The organism is Streptomyces sp. NPDC026515, from assembly GCF_055567595.1.
Map to the genome: position 1 here is coordinate 1 of NZ_JBVHQD010000008.1, position 15,414 is coordinate 15,414.

Annotated in this window: 8 protein-coding genes; 3 read left to right on the forward strand and 5 right to left on the reverse strand. The window is 73.7% G+C overall.

Annotated elements, in window-relative coordinates:
* Positions 1–421 precede the first annotated feature (421 nt).
* Positions 422–970, reverse strand: a complete 549-nt coding sequence (locus ACZ4O3_RS17615; protein WP_362727621.1) for a MarR family winged helix-turn-helix transcriptional regulator — start codon at positions 968–970, stop codon at positions 422–424.
* Positions 971–1,110: 140 nt separating this feature from the next.
* Between ACZ4O3_RS17615 and ACZ4O3_RS17620 the strand changes: the two genes are divergently transcribed.
* Positions 1,111–2,382: an MFS transporter gene (locus ACZ4O3_RS17620; protein ID WP_467723249.1), complete on the forward strand. Its 1,272-nt coding sequence runs from the start codon at positions 1,111–1,113 to the stop codon at positions 2,380–2,382.
* A gap of 144 nt (positions 2,383–2,526) precedes the next feature.
* Here ACZ4O3_RS17620 and ACZ4O3_RS17625 read toward each other — a convergent pair whose 3' ends face one another.
* Positions 2,527–4,173: an ATP-binding SpoIIE family protein phosphatase gene (locus ACZ4O3_RS17625; protein WP_362727619.1), complete on the reverse strand. Its 1,647-nt coding sequence runs from the start codon at positions 4,171–4,173 to the stop codon at positions 2,527–2,529.
* A 181-nt stretch (positions 4,174–4,354) separates the two neighbouring features.
* Positions 4,355–5,734, reverse strand: coding sequence for an NAD(P)/FAD-dependent oxidoreductase (locus ACZ4O3_RS17630; RefSeq protein WP_467722867.1), 1,380 nt, complete (start codon positions 5,732–5,734; stop codon positions 4,355–4,357).
* 394 nt (positions 5,735–6,128) lie between these two features.
* Here ACZ4O3_RS17630 and ACZ4O3_RS17635 point away from each other — a divergent pair, with 394 nt between their 5' ends.
* The gene (locus ACZ4O3_RS17635; protein ID WP_362729416.1) at positions 6,129–6,896 is read left to right on the forward strand and encodes a TetR/AcrR family transcriptional regulator; all 768 of its coding nucleotides are present in this window, start codon (positions 6,129–6,131) and stop codon (positions 6,894–6,896) included.
* Positions 6,897–7,150: 254 nt separating this feature from the next.
* On the forward strand, positions 7,151–9,064 hold the full coding sequence (locus ACZ4O3_RS17640; protein WP_467722869.1) for a sigma-70 family RNA polymerase sigma factor: 1,914 nt from the start codon (positions 7,151–7,153) through the stop codon (positions 9,062–9,064).
* On the opposite strand, the gene ACZ4O3_RS17645 is transcribed toward ACZ4O3_RS17640, so the two are convergent.
* A complete protein-coding gene (locus ACZ4O3_RS17645; protein ID WP_467722871.1) occupies positions 9,051–12,335 on the reverse strand; it encodes an AfsR/SARP family transcriptional regulator in 3,285 nt (1,094 codons plus the stop codon). The two genes, ACZ4O3_RS17640 and ACZ4O3_RS17645, sit on opposite strands and share 14 nt — an antisense overlap.
* A 512-nt stretch (positions 12,336–12,847) precedes the next feature.
* Positions 12,848–14,926: an asparagine synthase-related protein gene (locus tag ACZ4O3_RS17650; RefSeq protein ID WP_467722873.1), complete on the reverse strand. Its 2,079-nt coding sequence runs from the start codon at positions 14,924–14,926 to the stop codon at positions 12,848–12,850.
* Between the last annotated feature and the right edge of the window lie 488 nt (positions 14,927–15,414).

Here is a 15,414-nt window from a genome sequence, read left to right on the forward strand (position 1 = left end):
AGACCGTTTTCCGATCCGATTTCCTCGGTGCTTTCCAGGTTCCCGCTCTCGCGTTTCCCTTTCCGGCGGTTCCGACTCTATCAGACCCTTTCGGCGTCTGATTCCCAGTCAGCGGGTGTTGTCTTCGCGGCTGTTGGGCCGTTCCGACGTCTCAAACCTTAGCGGATCCGCTCCCCGATGCCCAATCGGGCTTTAGCGGCTCGACCGGACAGCACGGAGACCCGAAATCGAATTGAATTCGGGCACGCCGAAATCAACCCGGTCGGGAGATCGTACTGATGGTGTGAGTGCCGCTTTATGCGGCGGACGTGCTGTCGAAGAACCGTTACGGCTCGGCGGCAACCCGAAGAACTTTACGGATCAGGCAGGGCGGCGTCAAGTACCCCCTGTCAAGATTTTTTTCCCGACCCCGTGACCTGCGTCAGTCCAGGTCGGTGAGCCGGCCGCCTGCGTCGGGCTGGGCATGCTCGACGCGGCGCAGCAGCCTGGTGAGGACCTCCCCGAGCACACCGCGCTCGGCGGAGGTGAGGTCCTGGAGCAGCTCCTCCTCGAAGACGGAGGCGAGGCGCATGGCCTCCAGCCACTTCTCACGTCCCTCGGGGGTCAGCTCGACGATCACCCGGACACGGTTGGACTCGTCCCGCTCCCGGGTGACCAGACCCTCGGCGACCATCCGGTCGATGCGGTGGGTCATCGCGGCCGGGGTGAGACCGAGCCGCTTGGCCAGCTCGCTGGGGCCCAGACGGTAGGGGGCGCCGGAGAGGACGAGGGCCTTGAGGACCTCCCACTCGGCGTTGCTGATGCCGAGGGCCGCCGTCTGACGGCCGTAGGCGACGTTCATCCGGCGGTTGAGCCGGGACAACGCCGAGACGACCTTCTCGACCTGGGGGTCGAGGTCCTGGAACTCGCGCTGGTAGGCGGCGATCTGCTCGTCGAGTGTCGGCTCGCCGGCGCCGGTGGTCTCGGCCATGCCCGCAGTATCGCACGAACGAGCTTGGCGTTGAAGTCCTTCACGATGTAGTCTTTAGCTTCGAACTTTAGCTTCTAAGTCTTCAGGCTTCAGCAGTCCGGGGACTTCACGACCTGAGAGAGGTGAACGTGACCAGGGCGATGGGCGCAGCGATGCGCCGGATCCACGTGGGCAACGCACTCAGCGCGTTCGGGCTCGGCTTCACCGTCCCCTACCTGTACGTCTACGTGGCGCAGGTGCGGGGGCTGGGAGCCATGACAGCGGGTCTCGTGCTCGCTGTCTTCGCCGTGGCCGCGCTGATCGTGCTGCCGTTCGCCGGCCGGGCGATCGTGCGGCGAGGCCCCCTGCCGGTCCTTCTCACCGCCTTGGTCATGGCCGCGATAGGTGCGCTGAGCCTCGGTCTGGCGGGACAGGCGGCGACGGTGCTGGCCGCGGCCGCGCTGCTCGGGGCCGGACAGGCCGTGATGCAGCCTGCACTGGCGACGATGATCGTGGACTGCTCGTCGGCGGAGACCAGGTCACGGGCGTTCGCGATGCAGTTCTTCCTGCAGAACCTGGGGCTTGGTGTCGGTGGCCTCATCGGCGGCCACCTGGTCGACACGACCCGCGTCTCCTCGTTCACGCTCCTGTTCGCGATCGAGGCCGCGATGTTCCTGCTGCTGGCCGTGGTGATGGGGACGGTACGGATGCCGCGCGCCCCGCGGATCGCGCACGCTCCGGCCTCCTCCGCCAGGAGCGGCCGGCAGCAGTTGCTCGGGAACCGGGCGATGGTGCAGCTGTGCGTACTGGGTTTCGTGCTGTTCTTCGCCTGCTACGGGCAGTTCGAGTCCGGGCTGAGCGCGTACGGCGTGGAGGCGGCGGGGATCTCGACGTCCGCGCTGGGGACCGCCCTGGCGGCGAACACGCTGACGATCGTCGTCGCCCAGTTCGCCGTGCTCAGGTTCGTGGAGCGCCGGCGGCGGTCCCGGGTGATCGCGGGGGTCGGTCTGATCTGGGCCGTCGCCTGGGTCACGGCGGGCTACGCCGGACTGGGACACGGCAGCCAGGAGATGGCGACGGCCGCGTTCGTGTCGACCTACGCGCTGTTCGGGCTGGGCGAGGCGATGCTGTCGCCGACGGTGGCCCCGCTGGTGGCGGACCTGGCTCCGGCCGGCCAGGCAGGACAGTACAACTCGGCGTTCGCCCTGGTGAAGCAGCTCGCGCTGGCGGTAGGCCCGGCGGTGGGCGGCCCCCTGGCGGCGTCACTGCCCGCCCCGTACGTCGTGACGTTCCTGCTGTTCTCGCTGGGGATCAGCGTGCTGGCGATACGGCTCGGGCGGCGGCTGACCCCCGCCCAGGACCAGCCGTGGCTCGCCTCGAAGAGCGTGGTCGTGGCACGGGGTGGTGCTGCGGCGGAGTCCGTGTCCGCTTAGGGGCTGGACTGGGGGTCGCCTGCCGGCCCTGGCAGGGTGCCGGCGTGAGTGGAGCACCCCGCAGGGGCGCTGGGGGTACCCCCAGGCCGGAGGCTGGGGTTGCGCGACCAGCCCCCACTCACCCGCGGACGAAGCTCGGCCCTCTCACCCCTTCGGCAGGACGAACTCGCACCACACCGCCTTGCCGCCCCCGGGGGTTCTTCTCGACCCCCACCCGGAGGCGATCGTCGCCACGATCGCGATGCCCCGGCCCGACTCGTCACCCGGTTCCGCGCGTCTGCGGCGCGGCAGGTGGTCGTCGCCGTCGGTCACCTCGATGATCAGGCGGCGGTCGGTGCGCCGGAGCCGCAGCCGCATGGGCGGGGTGCCGTGCTGGAGGGAGTTGGCGACCAGCTCGCTCGTGGCGAGGACGCCCAGGTCGTGGAGCTCGACCGGGAAGCGCCAGCTGGTGAGCACACCGGAGGCGAACGCACGCGCGCGTGGCGCCGCCTCGACGCCGCCGAGGAGTTCCAGGGCCGCGTTGCGGAACAGCTCGCCGTCGGGTCCGGTACGGGCCGGGTGCTGGAGGACCAGGACGGCGACATCGTCGTCGTGGTCGGCCGTGACGCCGGCCGAGCGGACCAGGCGGTCGCAGATGACCTGCGGGCTTCCGGTGGCTCCTGCCAGCGCGCGTTCGAGCGCGGCGATGCCCTCGTCCAGGTCCTCGTCACGGCGTTCCACCAGGCCGTCCGTGTAGAGGACGGCCGTGGAGCCGGGGCCCAGCGGTACCGAACCCGACGTGTGGATCCAGCCGCCCGTGCCCAGCGGCGGGCCGGTCGGCTCGTCGGTGCGGAGCACGCTGCCGGTCTCGTCGCGGACCAGGATCGGCAGATGGCCGGCCGACGCGTAGACCAGCCGGCCCTCGTTCGGGTCGTGGATGGCGTAGGCGCAGGTGGCGATCTGGTTGGCGTCGATCTCGGTGGCGAGGCCGTCGAGGAGCTGGAGTACCTCGTGCGGGGGGAGGTCCAGACGGGCGTAGGCGCGGACCGCCGTCCGGAGCTGGCCCATGACGGCCGCCGCCCGCACGCCCCGGCCCATCACGTCGCCGATGACGAGGGCGGTGCGGCCGCCGCCGAGGGTGATGACGTCGTACCAGTCGCCGCCGACCGCGGCCTCGGTGCCGCCGGGCTGGTAGGTCGCGGCGATGCGCAGGTCGTCCGGCTGTTCGAGTTCCTGCGGGAGAAGGCTGCGCTGGAGCGTCACGGCCGTCTCGCGCTGGCGGCGCTCGCTGGCGCGCAGCCGCTCGGCCGCCTCCGCGTGGTCGGTGACGTCGGTGGCGAAGAGCAGGACACCGCCGTCGTGGTCGCTGTTCTCGGCGACCGGGGTGCAGGTGAATGTGTAGGTGCGGCCGTCGAGTGCCTTGCGTGACTTCAGGGTGCGCGGCCTGCCGCTGCGCAGAACCTGGTCGAGGAGCGGGAGGAGACCGAGCTCGGCGAGTTCGGGCAGGGCCTCGCGGGCGGGGGCGCCAGGGACGCGTACACCGAACGCCGTCGTGTAGGCGTCGTTGACGTAGGCGATGCGGTGGTCGGGGCCATGGACGAGGGCGACCAGGGCCGGGACGCGGTCCAGGACGTCACGGGCGGGCAGTTCGTCGACGGCGGGCACACAGGGCGGATCGTCGGTCAGTTGTTCGACGCGGGCTGCGGGTACGGAGCCATCCCCCCGTCGGTCCGGGGGGACCGCGTGCTCGGTCCGCGCTGCGGCGCGGCGCTGCGTTCCGGGGAGCCGGGCGCTCCAGCGCGTGAAGTTCACGAATCCTTGCCTCGTGTCGTCGTCTCCGGCCTGCTGCGTGAGCGGCCGGGGTCCGGGGGAGATCCCCCGGTGCAGTTCTGGGGAGAAGCCTTGTGCTCGGTCGGGGGGCAGTCTGGCAGGGTGGCCGTCGGCGGCGACATCCGTCAGACGCCGGGGCGGGCCGTGGAGTTCCTCGGTTCCGTCAGAACGACCCGTTCGAGTCGTCGGAGGGACTGTGAGGAGGCTTTCCACCGGCCGCGAGTTCGAACTCCGCTCGGGGGTGTTCGAGTGATCCGAGCGAGACGATCTCCCGTTTGAAGAGTCCGGAGAGGATCCATTCGGCGAGCACACGGGCCTTGCGGTTGAAGGTGGGCACCCTGCTCAGGTGATAGACGCGGTGCATGAACCAGGCAGGGTAGCCCTTCAGCTTGCGCTCGTAGACCTGGGCGACGCCCTTGTGCAGTCCGAGGGAGGCGACGGAGCCGACGTAGGCGTGGGCGTAGGTGTCGAGGGGTTCGCCGCGCAGGGCGTGCGCGATGTTGTCGCCGAGGACCCTGGCCTGGCGGACCGCGTGCTGAGCGTTGGGGGCGGTCTCGGTGCCGGGTTCGGCGGCGGTGACGTCGGGAACGGCGGCGGCGTCGCCCGCGGCCCACGCGTGGTCGACGCCGTCGATCGTCAGCTCGGCGGTGCATTTCAGCCGCCCGCGCGCGGTGAGCGGCAGGTCGGTGGCGGCGAGCACGGGGTGCGGTTCGGCGCCGGCCGTCCACACGAGCGTGCGGGTCGGGAAGCGCTGGCCGTCGCTGAGCACGGCGATGCGGTCGGCGCAGGATTCCAGGCGGGTGCCCAGCAGCACCTGGATGTTGCGGCGGCGCAGCTCGGTGACGGTGTAGCGGCCCAGCTCGTGACCGACCTCGGGGAGGATCCGGTCGGTGGCCTCCACGAGGATCCATCTCAGGTCCTCGGGCCGGACGTTGTGGTAGTACCGGGTGGCGTAGCGGGCCATGTCCTCCAGTTCACCGAGGGCCTCCACGCCCGCGTAGCCGCCGCCGACGAAGACGAAGGTGAGGGCCGCGTCGCGGATCGCGGGGTCACGGGTGGAGGAGGCGATGTCCAGCTGCTCGATGACGTGGTTGCGCAGGCCGATGGCCTCCTCGACGGTCTTGAAGCCGATGCCGTGCTCGGCGAGACCGGGGACGGGCAGCGTGCGCGCGACCGAGCCGGGGGCGAGGACCAGTTCGTCGTATGTGAGGAAAGTGGCGCCTTTTCGCTCCTCGGCGGTGGCGAGGGTGGTGACTTCGGCGGTGCGCTTGGCGTGCTCGATGGACGTCACCTCACCGATGACGACATGGCACCGGTCGAGAACGCTGCGCAGGGGTACGACTACATGACGAGGGGAAATCGAACCCGCGGCCGCTTCGGGAAGGAACGGCTGGTACGTCATGTAGGGGTCGGGGCTGACGACAGTGATGTCGACCTCGTCCCGCCTGAGCTCCGCCTTCAGCTTCCGCTGGAGCCGCAGGGCCGTGTACATCCCGACGTAGCCACCGCCGACAACGAGAATGCGCGCACGTTCCTTCACCATCCCATGACGCACCCGTGACTGTTGTTTGTCCACAGCCCCGGCAATTTGTGTGACCGGCGGTCTGCCGCGGGGCGCTTCCGGCGCGCGGCCGGGACCGGACGAAAGGGACCAGGTCAGCGGCGGCGGGCGAGGGGGTGCGAAGGCAGCGGATCGGGAGGTAAGCGACCCGTACTCCGATCGGGGGGCGCTCCGTGCGGAACGTGCCCCTTCTGAATTGACAGCCTCTCAACTATGTTCGTGTGTCGACGGGGTGTAGGGGATGTGGCCGAACGGTCCGCGACAGGCGGGTCCGCCCGGCCGCCGGCCGATGGATCGGCGACAGTTCCACTCGCTCCGGCCTTCACAGTGCGGGGAGCGTCTCCGGGGGGAGACGTCATTAACCGGGGGAACACAGATGCATATTCAGGACACGCATTGGGCATCGGCTTCCGCGCTCGCGACGGGCGGCGGAACGGTGAGCGCGGCGACGGGCAACGGACGCGGCGACGGGCCGCGCACGACCCCGCTGCGGGTGGACGCACAGCGCAATCTGGAACACGTGCTGCGTGCGGCACGGGAGGTCTTCGGCGAGCTGGGCTACGGCGCGCCGATGGAGGACGTGGCACGGCGGGCGCGGGTCGGGGTCGGCACGGTGTACCGGCGCTTCCCCAGCAAGGACGTGCTGGTCCGGCGGATAGCCGAGGAGGAGACCTCCCGGCTGACCGACCAGGCGCGCGCCGCACTCGGGCAGGAGGACGAACCGTGGTCGGCGCTCTCGCGCTTCCTGCGGACGTCGGTGGCATCGGGGGCGGGGCGGTTGCTGCCACCGCAGGTGCTGCGCGTCGGGGTGCCGGACGAGGTCGGCGCCTCCGGGGCCGGGGCCGAGGAGGTCCGGGTGCCGCAGCAGCGGACTCAGCCGGGCGTCGGCGAGTTGCGGCTGGTGCCGGAGGAGCGGGAGCCGGTGGCCGACGAGGACGCGGGAGCGGCCGCGCTGCTCGAAGTCGTCGGGCGGCTGGTGGAGCGGGCCCGCGCGGCGGGTGAGTTGCGGCCCGACGTCTCGGTGTCGGACGTGCTGCTGGTGATCGCCACGGCGGCGCCCTCGCTGCCGGACCCGGCGCAGCAGGCGGCCGCTTCGTCGCGGTTGCTGGACATCCTGCTGGAGGGACTGCGGTCCCGCCCCTGACGGCTTCCTGGCCGTGCCCTGTCGCTCGACGGGGCGGCGCAGCAGCATGTGCCGTCGAACCCGCGCCCCTTGCCAGGGCGCGGGCTCGCGGCCGTTGACGCCTCCCCCTCCGGGTGAGCGCCGGTGCACGGCGCTGACCGGTGCGCTCGGACGAGTGGTAGGTCCGTCGCGCAGGGGCCTGAACAAAAGCCAGTGTGGCAGTCTGAGCCGGTGATTCGGTCGGGGTTGGGCAGGGGCATCGGGGGCGTTGCGCGATGAGCGTTGACGGGCGGGACGAGTCCGCCGATGAGTCCGCGGGTGAGGAACTGGCCTCGCCACAGGTGCCCAGTCAGGGCGGGCGGGCCGCCGTACCGCCCGCCGGCGAACCGCCGGAAGGGAACGTGCCGGCGCAGCGGAGCGGGAGCGTGCTGCCCCCTCGCCGGGAACTGCCGCCCGCCGACGCCGGGTTGATCGAGCGGATGCGGAGCGGCGACGACGCGGCGTACGAGGAGCTGTACCGGCGGCACGCGAACGCGGTGCGGCGCTATGCGCGGACCTGCTGCCGGGACGGGCACACCGCCGACGACCTGACCGCCGAGGTGTTCGCCCGGATGCTGCAGGCCGTGCGCGGCGGCTCCGGGCCCGAGTACGCCGTGCGCGCCTATCTGCTCACGTCCGTACGGCGGGTCGCCGCGCAGTGGACCAAGTCGGCCCGGCGGGAGCAACTGGTCGACGACTTCGCGCTGTTCGCGGCGCAGTCGGCACGCGGCTCCGAGGGGGACGACACCGCGTCCGGCGGCCCCTTCGGAGCGGGGACGGACCTCGGCGCCGATGTGCGCGCGATGCACGAGGCCGAGCAGTCGATGGCGATGCGGGCCTTCCGTTCACTGCCCGAGCGCTGGCAGGCCGTGCTGTGGCACACCGAGGTCGAGGACGAGTCGCCGAGCGAGGTGGCCACCCTGTTCGGGCTGGACGCCAACGGCACCCGCGTCCTGGCCAGCCGGGCCCGTGAGGGGCTGAAGCAGGCCTATCTGCAGGCCCATGTGAGCGCCTCCCTCATCGACGACGAGGAGTGCGCCCGCTACGCCGACCAGCTCGGCGGCTACGCCCGCCGCAAGTTGCGCATCCGCGCGGAGCGGGGGCTGCGCAAGCATCTGGAGGAGTGCGCCAAGTGCCGGCTGGCCGCCACCCAGATCGAGGAGGTCGCCGCCGGCATCCCGGCCGTCGTACCGGTCGCGGTCATCGGCTGGTTCGGGGTCGCCGGGTACGCCAAGGCACTCGGGATCATCGCCGGCGGGGCCGGAGCGGGGGCCGCGGGCGCGGCCGCGGCGGCGGGCGGTTCGTCCGGCGGGGCCGGTGGCGGCGGCGTCGCGGCCTCGGAGGGACTGGGGGCACCGGTGAAGGCCGGTATCGCGGCCGGGGTGGTCACGGTGGCCGCCGCCGCGCTGGCCCTCGCCCTGGTGAACGACGGCCACCCGGCCAAGGAGGTGGCCCGTCCGGCCCCCTCCACGCCGGTCGTCGCACCCGGCACCCCGACCCCGACCCCGGCCCCCACCCCGCCTCGGCAGGCACCGCACCCCGAGCCTGTCGTCCTCGCCCCAGAACCGACCCCGGGGCACACCCCGAGCCCGACCCCGACTCCGTCCCCCACCCCGAGCCCAGCGCCGAAGGCCGCCCCCACTCCGACGCCGAGCCCGACCCTGCGGCCGGCCCCCACCCCGGCCCCCACTCCGCCGCCCACTCCGCCCCCCACCCCGGTCGTCTACCAGTGGAACGAGCTGCGCTTCGACGTCACCGGCGACGGCACCCGCCCCGAGATGCGGCTGGGCGAGAGCAGCTGGGTGTGGCAGCGCTACGGGGTGACGGTCGCCGGCGAGCAGTACGCGAACGGCGTCACCGTGCACGGCCGTTCCTCCGTCACCATCGACCTCAACCGGGAGTGCACCGCGTACGACGCTATGGCCGGGGTGGACGACCTGACGCTCGGCCTCGGCAGGGTCGCCTTCTCCGTCTACGCGGACGGGGAGCGGCTGTGGCGGTCCGGGACGGTCGAGGGCGGGCAGGCGGCGGTCCCCGTGCATGTGAACCTCACCGGGCGCCGGGCCGTGCGGCTGGTGGCCGAACCGGGCACCGGCTTCGACGCGCCGGCGCTCGCCGACTGGGCCGATTCGAGGTTCACCTGCCGGTAGCCGTCCCCGTGGGCGTCCCGCCCAGGGCGCGCAGGACGTCCTCCTCGGTGAGGGACGCGCCGCGGGCGCGCTCGGCCGCGTAGCGGCTGGGGGCCAGCGCCGCGCGGGCGGCCGCGTCGATGCGCTCGGCGCGGGTGCGCTCAGGCTCGGAACGGCCGGTGCCGGCCCGCCAGTGGTCGGTGGCGGCGAACAGCCGTACCGCGCCCGCCAGATCGCCGAGCCGGGCCAGCAGGTCGGCGCCGACGTCCGCCAGTGCCGCCGTGATCACCTCGGCGCACCGGGCCTCCATCGCCTCGCGCAGTCCCCCGGCCACGATCGGCAGCCCCTGCCGCGGGCCGTGCTCCATCGCCGTGATCAGGGCCTCGACCGCGCGGAACCCCGCCATGAACTGCGGAGGCGGGGTGCCGCCCAGCGTCGCCGCGCGGGCGGCCTCCCAGAACGCGCGGGCCTGGGCCAGGTCCCCTTCGTGCTGGGCCATGTGCGCCCGCAGCAGCGCCACGAACGCCTGTGACTCCGCCACCCCGTACCGCTCGGCGGCCTCGCTCGCCCGGTCCAGGGTGGCCCGGGCGGTCGCCCGGTCGCCGGAGCGGTAGGCGATCTCGGCGAGCCGCGCGATCAGGAACGGCGTCTCGGCGTGCGCGCCGACCTCGTGGGCCAGCCGCAACGCCTCCTCGTACTCGGTCTCCGCCTCCCGGTACCGGCCGCGTGCCATGGCCGCCTCGCCGGCCGCGCTGCACACCTGTGCCCCCATCCAGCGGTCCCCGACCCGCCGGCTGAGGATCCGCAGCTCCGCCAGGTCCTCGTCGACGCCCCGCAGGTTGCCGGGCGAGTCGACCAGGACATGAGCGCGGTACATCAGGGTGACGCCGATCTCCCAGTCGCCGCCGTACATCCGGCAGTTGGCGACGACGGCGGTCATGTCCGGGCCGATGTCCGCCGAGCTGCCCAGGAACCAGGCGGTCAGCGGCCAGATGAGGCCGGGCAGCCGGGCGGCCCGCGGACCGCCCGCCTCGAAGGCGGCCCGGACCAGCGCGATGTACTTCGGGGCCCGCTCGTCCGCCACCAGGCCACCGGGCGAGGGGGACTCGGACGCCAGGAGCAGGTCGAACAGCCGCAGGTCCATGCGCAGCTCGTACAGCGGGTGCCCGGTGTCGGCGCCCGGGGCGGCCAGCAGCGCGCCCGCCGGGTCCGCCGCGTCGGCCAGCGCGCGCAGTTCCTCCGGTCCGGCACCGTCCGGCAGGGCGTCCCGCGCGACGCCCAGGCGCAGTACCGCACCGATCCAGGTCATGGCCTCCAGGCGGTAGTTGCGCAGCCACCAGAACCAGCTGACGGCGAGGACGATCCGGCCGGCCAGCGCCTCGTCGCCGGCGCGCACCGCGCGGTCGAGCGCGGCGCGGATGTTGTCGAGGTCGGTCTCCAGGCGGCGGATCCACGGAAGCTGCTCGGCGGACCGCAGTTCCGGCGCCGCCTCCTCCACCAGCGCCCGCGCCCAGGCGCCGTGCCGCCGCTCGGCCGCCGCGCGCAGCCCCGGGACCTCGGCGGCGCGCTCGTCGGCGTACTCGTGGATGGTCTCCAGCATGCGGTAGCGCATACCGCCGGTGCCGTCCGGACCGTCCGGGGTGGCGACGATCAGGGACTTGTCGACGAGCGCGCCGACGAGGTCGGCGACGGGGCCGGTGCACACCGCCTCGGCCGCCGTGAGGTCCCAGCCGCCGGCGAAGACGGACACCTCGCGCAGGACCGTGCGCTCCCCTTCGTCGAGCAGGTCCCAGGACCAGTCGACGACCGCGCGCAGGGTCTGCTGGCGGGGCAGGAGCGTGCGGCTGCCCGAGGTGAGCAGGCGGAAGCGGTCGTCGAGCCGGTCGGCGATCTGCCGGGGCGTCAGCAGCCGCAGCCGGGCCGCCGCGAGCTCGATGGCGAGCGGCAGTCCGTCCAGACGGCGGCAGATCTCGTCGACCGCGGTCCGGTCGCCCGGCGCCCCGTGGGCGTCGGGGCGGACGGCGGCGGCGCGCTCCTCGAACAGGCGGTGCGCCTGTTCGGGGGCGAGGGGCTCGACCGGGCGCACCGACTCACCGGGGACGCCGAGGGGTTCACGGCTGGTGGCCAGGATCGTGAGCCCCGGGCAGTGGGTGAGCAGGGTTTCCGCGAGGGCCGCCGCCGCTTCGACGACATGTTCGCAGTTGTCGAGGATCAGGAGTTGGCTGCGCCGCGCGCAGTACTCGACGAGCAGGGCCGTGGGGTCGGCCTGCGGGGTCGCCAGCTCGTTGGTCAGGAGCACGGTCTCGCGCAGACCGAGCGCGCTGACCACCGCTCCCGGCACCGCCTCCGGCCGGTCGAGCGGGGCGAGCTCGACGAGCCATGCCTGGGGGAGCCCGGCGGCGGCCTCCTCGGCGAGACGGGTCTTCCCGGAGCCGCCCGGTCCGGTGAGGGTGACGAGGCGGGCCCTGTGCAAATCGGAACGAACCGCGTCGAGTTCGGGTTCCCGGCCCACGAAGGAGGTAAGCCGTGGACGCAGGTTGCCGGTGCGGGGCGCGGGGCCGCCCGGCGGGATCTGCTCCTGTCTCAGCAACGACTCGTGCAGGGACCGGAGTTCCTGGCCGGGGTCGGTGCCGAGACCCTCGGCGAGGATGCGGCGGGCGGTCTCGTACGCGGCGAGGGCGTCCGCCGGGCGGCCGGTGTCGCGCAGGGCGCGGATGAGCAGCGCGTGCAGCGTCTCGTCGTACGGATGCGCCGCGGTCAGCTCGGTCAGCTCCGGTACGGCGTCGGAGGCGCGGCCGAGGCGGAGGGCGGCGTCGGCTCGGGTCCGGGTGGCCTCCAGCCGCAGCGCCTCGGGGCGGGCGGCGGCCGTCGCACGGTCGGGGAGGTCGGCGAGGGCGGGGCCGCGCCACAGGGCGAGGGCCTCGGTGAGGAGACGGTGGGCGGTCGCCGGGTCGGCGGCGGTCACGCCCTCGCGTACCCGGCGCTCGAAGACGTACAGGTCGACGTCGTCCTCCGTCGCCTCCAGGCGGTAGCCGCCGGGGGCGGAGGTGATGCTGTCCTTGCCGAGGACACGGCGGAGCCGGCCGACCAGAGCCTGGAGGGCGGCCGGGGCGTCCTGCGGCGGGTCGTCGTCGGCCGCCCAGACTTCCTGGATCAGGCTCTCGGGGGTGCGGGTGCGGTGGGGGTGGAGAGCCAGGACGGTGAGCAGCGCGCGCAGACGCGGGCCGCCGACGGGTATGGGGGTGCCCTGGTCATCGGTCGCTCGGGTCACACCCAGAATTCGGTACCGCACCGGGTCATTGTCGCCGGGCCAGGTGGATCGGGCACGGGGGTTTCCACCCGGCGAGTTTCGCCGTCCGGGGTGCCGCGGCACGGGCCGGGGACGGGATGTCGCTCACCGCCGCTCGCACGGTGCCGCCGCGCCCACCCGTGCCGTCCCAGCGGCACGACTGCCCGCAGCCATGCGGCCGACGCCACAACAGCGCCCCGCGTCAGGGGCGCCGGCGGTACCGCCGGCCGAAGGGCCGGGCGAGGAACTGCGCGACAAACCCCACCGGGCCTCAGCCGCACACACGAGGGACGCACCCGAAACCGGCGTCCGGGGCCACCCCGGCAGCTTCCCAGCCCAAGGCGGCACAGCCACGCACCCGCGGCCGCCCCGCCACCCCCTCAGGGACGCCGGGATCCCCCCGGCCGAAGACCGTGGGAGGAACTGCGCGACAAACCCCACCGGGCCTCAGCCGTGTACACGGGGGACGTGTCCCGGTGCGGGAGTCCGGGGGCGGCGGCCCCGGAGGGTCAGGGTCACGCCCCTGACGCCAGCGCGCCTCTCATCGGGCGGATCCCCGCAGGGACCGCACGCGCGCGTGCCGGGGTTCCCGTCCAGCACGTGCCCCGGCGGGACAGCAGGCGGCGCAGCCACAGCTCCAGGGAGACGAGGTCGGCCAGGCCGTCCAGCGGCAGGGGTTCGCCCGCCGCCGCCGCGCGGACCGCCTTGCGGACCACCCGGGCCTCCACCAGGCCCGCCTGCGCCAGCAGCGGCGTGGCGAAGAGCGCGATCAGATCGTCGGCCGCCACCCGCAGCCCGGTGCGGGTGGCGGCCGCCGAGGAGACGTGGGAGGGGGCGCCCCAGCCCGGCGGGAGGTCGGCGACGCCCGCGCCCTCCAGGACCGTGCGGAGGATGGTGGCGCGAGCCCCCGGCCGCACCCGCAGCGCCTCGGGGAGTTCGCGGCAGGCGCGGACCACCTGGTTGTCGAGGAAGGGGGCGTGCAGCCGCTGGGAGCGGATCTCCGCGGCCTGCTCCAGGACGCGGATGTCGGCCGCGTGGCGGGCCAGGACGGCACGCGCGCGATAGTCTCCGGGGCGCTGCCCGGGCCCGACACCGGAGCGGTTCGCGGCCCCCTGGAGCAGAACCGATACTTCAGCCAGCGCCTCACCCGTCAGCCAGCGGGCCGCCGGGCCGGGTCTCGCCCAGCTGAGCGCCGCCAGAGAGGCGCCCACCGCGCCTCCCGGTTCGTCGAAGCGCCGACGCATCAGGCGCTCGGCCAGGGACTCGACGCCCGCGCGGTACGGCGTTCGCGCCAGCCGGCGTGCCGCGCCGTACACGCGCGCGGAGACCATCACCGAGCCGTCGGCCTTGGCGAGCGCGGCGACCGGGCGCACGAGGTGCCGGCGCTTGCGGTCCATCAGCAGATCGGCGAGGCGCGCGGGGTGCGCGTCCAGCACCTGGCGGGCGCCGTAGCCGGTGAAGTGGTCGGCGCTGCCGGCGGCGAGGCGGGCACGGTGTCTGGCGGCGTGCACGAGGGACGGGCCCGGTTCGTCGGTCAGGGGGCCCTCCAGGTCGGCGTACGGGAGCATGTCCTCGCCGCCGGTCACCACCACGTGATGCAGCCGCGGGTTGGCCGCCAGGCTTCCGGCGCGCTCGAGTTCCGCCTCGCGGCCGCCGACGGCGAGGTCGTTGAAGGTGACCGCCAGGAGACGCTCGCCGGCGCCCGTGCCGTGGCCCAGGACCGTGCCGGGCATGCCGGGCAGCCCCGCGGCCAGCAGGGCGAGGGTGCCGGAGGCGGGGCCGCCGGACAGGTCGGCGCCGATGCCCGGCACCGGCATCCCGCGCGCCGCGCGCCGCTCGGCGGGGCCCATGCCGGGCACCGGACCGGGGTCGATGTCCGGGACGTGCCGGGGGGCCGACAGCCGCGCGCGTACGGCTTCTACGAGCGCGTCCCGTACGGCGTCCACCGCACGGTCGGGGTCGGCGGCGGGGGCCGCGACCGCGAGCGAGGCGACCTGCTCGTACCCGGCGACCTCGCGCGCCCCGGTGCGCAGGATCAGCGCATGCCCCGGCGGAATGCGCCGTACGCCCTCGTACGGAGTCGAGTCGTGCACCGCGGCGGGGACGTCGGGGGCGGCCAGGAGCGCGGCGAGGTGACCGTAGTCGAGGTTGGCCTCGATCAGGTCGGCGAGCGGCAGGGCGGCCGTGGCGTAGGCCGTACCGCCTGCCCAGGGGGTGTGGAAGACCGGGCGGGCGCCCGCGAGATCGCCGCAGACGGTGATCCGGCGGCCGACCTGGACGACGGCGGTGTAGCTGCCCGGCCAGGCGGTCAGATGCCGGAGTGCGCCCCCACGCGCCGTGAAGAGGCCGAGCCGGAGCTCCTCGTCGGTGGCGCCGCAGGTGCCGAGGACGGCGATGCGGTTCTGGGCGTCGGCCCGGATGACGCGCACCTCGTCGGGGCGCCAGTCGCCGACCGCCCAGAGCGGATCCGGGTCACCCCACAGCAGCTGGGAGCCGACAGGGTGGACGGTCTCGCCGTCGTGTCCCAGGGCGCCGGCGGAGCCGAGCGTGGCGGCACCGGAGGCGGTGCTGCTCCATCCCACCAACCACCGCATCGACGCCTCCACAGGCTGTGGACAACCATGCACGGTACGAACGGATCCCCATGCTGCCATGAAGGACGCGCTCCGGAGGGACGGTGGGGCCGCCTTTGATCCGCGGAAGATTTCCCGGAGTTGCCGCAGGAGCGGGCACGCGCGCGTGCCGCGGAAGTAGCGAACCGCCGTAGGGCGCACGGCAACTGCGACGCGAATGCGCCCCCTGTACGCTCCCCCAGGACGCCCTTAGCGCCCTCAATTCCCATGGTGGGAGCGTTGATCGCCCGCAAAAGGCGGAGTCGATTTTCGGCCAATTCGGCGAGGTCGACGCGGCGGCGCGCACGCTCCGTACATGCTTTGCGCACCGCACGCCGCCGTACTCGAACGCGCACAGTCCGGGAGGCGGGCATCGCCTCCCGGACCGGTCCGCCACCCGCGGGGATTGAGGTGGCGGTGTCCCCCAGCCCACTGGATCCAGTACAGCGGGCCGACCCACGCACCAATCA

Bases quoted from the DNA above. Each gene is read 5' to 3' on its own strand.
- ACZ4O3_RS17650 (WP_467722873.1), bottom strand. From the start codon at position 14,926: ATGCGGTGGTTGGTGGGATGGAGCAGCACCGCCTCCGGTGCCGCCACG.
- ACZ4O3_RS17615 (WP_362727621.1), bottom strand. From the start codon at position 970: ATGGCCGAGACCACCGGCGCCGGCGAGCCGACACTCGACGAGCAGATC.
- ACZ4O3_RS17635 (WP_362729416.1), top strand. From the start codon at position 6,129: ATGCATATTCAGGACACGCATTGGGCATCGGCTTCCGCGCTCGCGACG.
- ACZ4O3_RS17620 (WP_467723249.1), top strand. From the start codon at position 1,111: ATGGGCGCAGCGATGCGCCGGATCCACGTGGGCAACGCACTCAGCGCG.
- ACZ4O3_RS17640 (WP_467722869.1), top strand. From the start codon at position 7,151: ATGAGCGTTGACGGGCGGGACGAGTCCGCCGATGAGTCCGCGGGTGAG.
- ACZ4O3_RS17630 (WP_467722867.1), bottom strand. From the start codon at position 5,734: ATGGTGAAGGAACGTGCGCGCATTCTCGTTGTCGGCGGTGGCTACGTC.